The sequence below is a fragment of the Vibrio sp. V33_P6A3T137 genome (assembly GCF_009904835.1).
In the GTDB taxonomy this organism is placed as follows: Bacteria; Pseudomonadota; Gammaproteobacteria; order Enterobacterales; family Vibrionaceae; genus Vibrio; species Vibrio metschnikovii.
In genome coordinates this window covers 1-5,222 of record NZ_WXWK01000175.1, presented here as the reverse complement: position 1 = coordinate 5,222, position 5,222 = coordinate 1, and the positions used below count along the sequence as shown (strand labels likewise).

Annotated in this window: 3 protein-coding genes and 1 pseudogene; 1 reads left to right on the top strand and 3 read right to left on the bottom strand. The window is 44.6% G+C overall.

Features of this window, described 5'->3' with window-relative positions; all coding sequences use genetic code 11:
• Window positions 1–250: pseudogene (locus tag CAG60_RS16315) on the top strand (IS4 family transposase); the annotation flags it as partial.
• 43 nt (window positions 251–293) lie between these two features.
• On the opposite strand, the gene CAG60_RS16310 reads toward CAG60_RS16315, so the two are convergent.
• From CAG60_RS16310 to glgX, 3 genes are all read right to left on the bottom strand, one after another.
• Window positions 294–998: a DUF445 domain-containing protein gene (locus CAG60_RS16310; protein ID WP_161439434.1), complete on the bottom strand. Its 705-nt coding sequence runs from the start codon at window positions 996–998 to the stop codon at window positions 294–296.
• Between the two features lie 158 nt (window positions 999–1,156).
• A complete protein-coding gene (locus tag CAG60_RS16305) occupies window positions 1,157–3,001 on the bottom strand; it encodes an ABC transporter ATP-binding protein (protein WP_161439433.1) in 1,845 nt (614 codons plus the stop codon).
• A gap of 167 nt (window positions 3,002–3,168) precedes the next feature.
• On the bottom strand, window positions 3,169–5,142 hold the full coding sequence (gene glgX, locus CAG60_RS16300) for a glycogen debranching protein GlgX (protein WP_158145267.1): 1,974 nt from the start codon (window positions 5,140–5,142) through the stop codon (window positions 3,169–3,171).
• Window positions 5,143–5,222: the final 80 nt, after the last annotated feature.

Here is a 5,222-nt window from a genome sequence, read left to right as displayed (position 1 = left end):
GGCTAAAGCTGTGCCTGGCATCTACCCCAACCAACTGAGCTTCACAACGTGTGCTCACTCTATTATTCACGTAATTTTGGGGTTCTGGTTGGAGTCGGCGGGAACAATCCCTAAGCGCATTACTCACTTGCAGGAAGAGGCGATACACCATGTCTTGCCCATTAAACGAGAAGAGCGGATATATCCGAGAGCAATAAAACCAAAGGCAAAGAAATACCCCAATAAAAAGAAAGCCAGTCAGCTTAACTGACTGGCATTAGGCATTACGCCCATTTTTTTCGAGTATTAATGGCCTATAGTGCACCGGCCACGACACCAATTAAACCGCCAAATACTCCGCCCCATACAACGAGCCAGCCTAAATGTTGTTTAATCATTTTCTGGACAATTTCTTTAACCATTTGTGGTGTTAACTCGTGCAAACGTTGATTGATGATCTGCTCGATATTGGCTTTGATTTCATCCAGCATCGCCGGAGACTCAAGCTGGGCTTTTAAGGCGTTTTTCACGGAATCGCTCTGACTGATGTCGAACATGGACGCTTGCATCTTTTCAACAAAAGGAGCTCTAAGCGGTTGCAGTGCGTCGGCACCGCCAAACATAGCCAGCATTCCACCAAAGGAAGATTGCTGAATCACCTCAACCAAGGAATCAAACGCTGGATTAAAGTCAACCTGAGCAATTACCGGTTCAAGATTGATGGATTGCGAACTGCTCATTTCTTGATTGAGAAAACGCTCAATATTCGTATCAGTAAAAAACTGCTCCATCATCAGGGTCTTAATCGCGTGTTTAAAATCATCGAATCGCGCAGGGATAACCCCTGAACCATAAAGAAAAGGCACTTTTTCAAATAACATATGAATGGCTAGCCAGTTGGTCACCGCACCAGAAAAAGCGAATAATCCTGCACTAAACATCATAGGATAAGAGAAGTAATAACCACCGATTAATACCAGTAAGGCAATGAGGTTGGTCATAATGCTTTTGTTGTTCATGATAAAGTTACACCAAAATGAAATGTCCCAAAGGGACGAAAGAGATAGAAAAAATTAGCTAATATTGTTGAGTCGACGTCGTATGAACGTTGGTTGCATGGGAGGCAGCCAACATTCATAACGATGATGATAGGAAGTACTCACTTTATACCTATCGATTACGCCAAATCGTCTTCTTCACCACCAATAAAACCGCCAGTCTGATGTGCCCAGAGTTGTGCATAGATGCCATTTTGTTGAATCAACTCTTGATGAGTGCCTTGTTCAACAATGTGTCCTTTATCGAGTACAATCAAGCGATCCATAGCGGCAATAGTCGATAGCCGATGGGCAATCGCAATCACGGTTTTATTTTGCATCAGCTTATTGAGGCTTTCTTGAATGGCGGCTTCGACTTCTGAATCGAGCGCTGAGGTGGCCTCATCCAACACCAGCAGTGGCGCATCTTTAAGTAGCACTCGCGATATGGCAATCCGCTGACGCTGTCCACCTGAGAGCTTAACGCCACGTTCGCCAACCTGTGCATCATAACCGACGTTACCAAATGGGTCGGTTAAAGTTTCAATAAACTCATGAGAATGCGCCTGACGTGTGGCTCTTAACATCGCTTCTTCCGAAGCATTGGGGTTGCTGTATAAGATATTTTCACGAATCGAACGATGGAGCAAAGAAGTATCTTGCGTCACCATACCAATGGCTGCGCGCAATGAGTCTTGAGTCACTTCTGCAATATTTTGACCGTCGATTTTGATAGCGCCACCTTCTACATCGTGAAAGCGTAGCAAGAGATTAACCAACGTTGATTTCCCAGCTCCGGAGCGACCGACGAGGCCAACTTTTTCTCCAGGTTTAATGGTCAGGTTGAGGTGATTGATCACCCCTTTATTTTCACCATAATGAAAACTGACGTTTTCGAACTCGATTTTCCCTTCACGTACTTGCAAGGTTTGGGCATTAGGGCTGTCTTCAATCGCAATCGGTTTAGAAAGCATTTTCATGCCATCGACCACCGTGCCCATGTTTTCAAATAGAGCGCCAACTTCCCACATGATCCATTTTGACATGCCGTTGATACGCAGCGCTAAACTGATGGCAATCGCAATTGCTCCAACAGTGATCGCGCTGCCCATCCATAAATAGATCGACATAGCAGCAATCGTAAATACCAAGACATAATTGGCGATTTCGACGCAAATATTAAAACCGGTCACTAAGCGCATTTGGCGGTGCACCGTATCGAGAAACCCTTCCATACCTTGCTCGGCATAATCGGTTTCACGTCGGCTATGAGAAAACAGTTTTACGGTCATGATATTGGTATAACTGTCAACAATTCGCCCGGTCATTAGCGACCGAGCATCGGCTTGCTCGGTAGAGATTTTTTTTAATTTCGGCACGTAGTGCACTTGAATCGCGATATAAGCGGTAAGCCAGAGCAACATCGGCAGCATGAGTCGCCAATCGGCTTGAGCTAAAATAAACAGCATGGCTGAGAAATAAACAATCACGTAGACAAAGACATCCAATGTCTTCATGACCGTTTCACGTACCGCTAAAGCGCTTTGCATCACTTTCGTGGCAATGCGACCGGAAAATTCATCTTGATAGAAAGAGAGGCTTTGTTTGAGTAAGTAACGATGTGCGAGCCAGCGAATCGACATCGGATAGTTACCCAGCATGGTCTGATGAATTAATAATGAATACACCGAAACGAGCAGCGGCATTCCCACTAAAAGGAGCAGCCCTAGACCTATCAGTGTATTGCGATTCTCACTGAGAAATGTCTCTGGCTGGCTGGTGGATAGCCAGTCGACTAAGTGTCCCATAAAACCAAATAAAGATACTTCAATGACAGCGATTAAAGTGCTTAACAGCGCCATAGTGATCAACGGTTTTTCAAAACCTTTGGTGTAGTGTAAGCAAAAAGCCCACAAGGTATTGGGTGGGCGCTGTGGCTCTTGTTTGGGGAAAGCATCGGTCAAACTTTCAAATCGTTTATACATGCAAAAACCTTAATCTACGCTCTATAGTTTGGGAGAAATAGCGTTTCTAATAAATAGGGGACATCAATGAGGAAGCGCTGTTATAACAGAAGTGGTGTGGGAGATCAAAATCGCTATTATCGACAGCAAGTAGGTGGTCGAGCCGATGAACACCTACTTGCTAGAGGCTATTTGTGCGATTTTTTCCGCGGATGGCTGTGCAAAATCGCCATCGACATGGGAAGGAGGACAACCTCATCTTTTACCGAGTCTTGATGTACGGTGCGCATATTCGTATCACAGATCACACACCATTCTTGATCCGTTTCTCCTGGCAGTGTGAAGCGTGTATTAGCGTTGGTTTGATTAATCAAATAAGCGAGCTCTTGGCCATGATCACCAATGCCAATATGCAGTATTACCGAGTTACGTTGATTCCAGTCATCCTGCTCCATTAATGTACCGTCATTACGTCGCCAAAAAACGCGGTTTGAATTGCGAGTTTCACCACTGAAGGCGCGAATAAACGGCACCATATAACGCTGACGAGCAGCAACCATTTCACCGAGCCATTGTCTGAAATATTCTTTACGTTCCGTCAATTGCCAGTTTAACCAACTGATGTCGTTATCTTGGCAATAAGCATTGTTATTACCTTGCTGAGTATGTGAGACGACATCCGCAGTAAGAATATGGGGGATCCCAAATGCAAACAATAAACTGGCCATAAAATTACGTTTTTGTCGCTCACGAATGGTACGAATGACCATATTGTCGGTATCACCTTCGAAACCATAGTTATCCGAGCGATTATCACCATGACCATCACGATTTTGTTCGCCATTGGCTTCATTGTGTTTATGTTTGTAAGAAACCAAATCTTGCAAAGTAAAGCCGTCATGATAGGTGATGTAGTTGACGGTTAATTTATAGGGCCACTGTGATGCGCTGTATAAATCGCGTGAACCCATGATTCGTGTGGCAAACTCTTTTAAAAAGCCTTGATCGCCACGCCAAAAACTTCGCGCAATATCTCGTAATTTATCGTTAGTTTCATTCCAGCCAAAAGGAAAATTACCGACTTGATAACCATTTGGACCAATATCCCATGGCTCGGCAATCAACTTCACTTGTTGTAATACAGGGTCTTGAGCTACGGCTTTAAAGAACGCGGCTTCACGACTAAAATTATCGCCATCACGCCCCAACGTGGCGGCTAAATCGAAACGAAAACCATCAATCTGATACTCATTGACCCAATAGCGCAAAGTATCCATGACAAGATTTAAGGTGGGCTGATAAGTGAGGTTAAGTGTATTGCCGCATCCGGTAAAATTAGCGTACATTGAGCCGTGCTTGAGGTAGTAATTAGGATCTAGCCCTTTCAGATTAAAAACGGCACCCCCTTCACCGCCCTCAGCCGTATGGTTATAAACGACATCCAAAATCACTTCGATGCCTTGTTTATGCAGTTCGCGGATCACGGTTTTCAATTCCTGTACCGCATCACTTTTGGCGTAACGTGGGTCCGGCACCATAAATAAATATGGGTTATAGCCCCAGTAATTGACTTTACCCATTTCGAGTAGGTGAGGCTCATGCATACAGGCGGCGATGGGTAGCAGTTGCAATGTATTGATATTTTGTTGCTGATAAAAGGTCAGCATTGGTTCACTAATTAACCCTAAATAAGTACCGCGTTGTGATTTAGGGACATTAGGATTGAGTTTAGTCAGCCCCTTGACATGGGTTTCAAAAATAACCATCTCATCACGTGGCCGTTTAGGGCGTTGCACGCCTTGCCAGTCAAATTGATCATCGACCACGACACATTTGGGCAAATCAAAACTACCATTTGGTGTTAACGGCGGCTGATAGGTCAGTGGGCCATCTAAGGCCTGAGCGTAAGGGTCAGACAGATAAAATAGCTCGCCTTCGACTTGAGTAATAAAACCGTAACGTTGTCCTGCCTTAACGCCTTCCACGTAGGTGTGCTGGATACCGGCATATTCGTGATCCAAAGGATGGGTTTGGTAGCTGCCATCGACATGAAAAAGTGCTAACACAATATCTTTGTTAGCGGGGGCGAAGACAGCAAAATTGCATCCATCGTTATCGAGTGTCGCACCGAGTGGGTACGGCTGAGAGAGCATGGCTTTCATGGTAAGTTACCGTTGTTATTCTATTTTCAGTCACTGACTTATTAAGTAAAAGGCTTTGTCAGCATAAGGTCAAGCGCCTA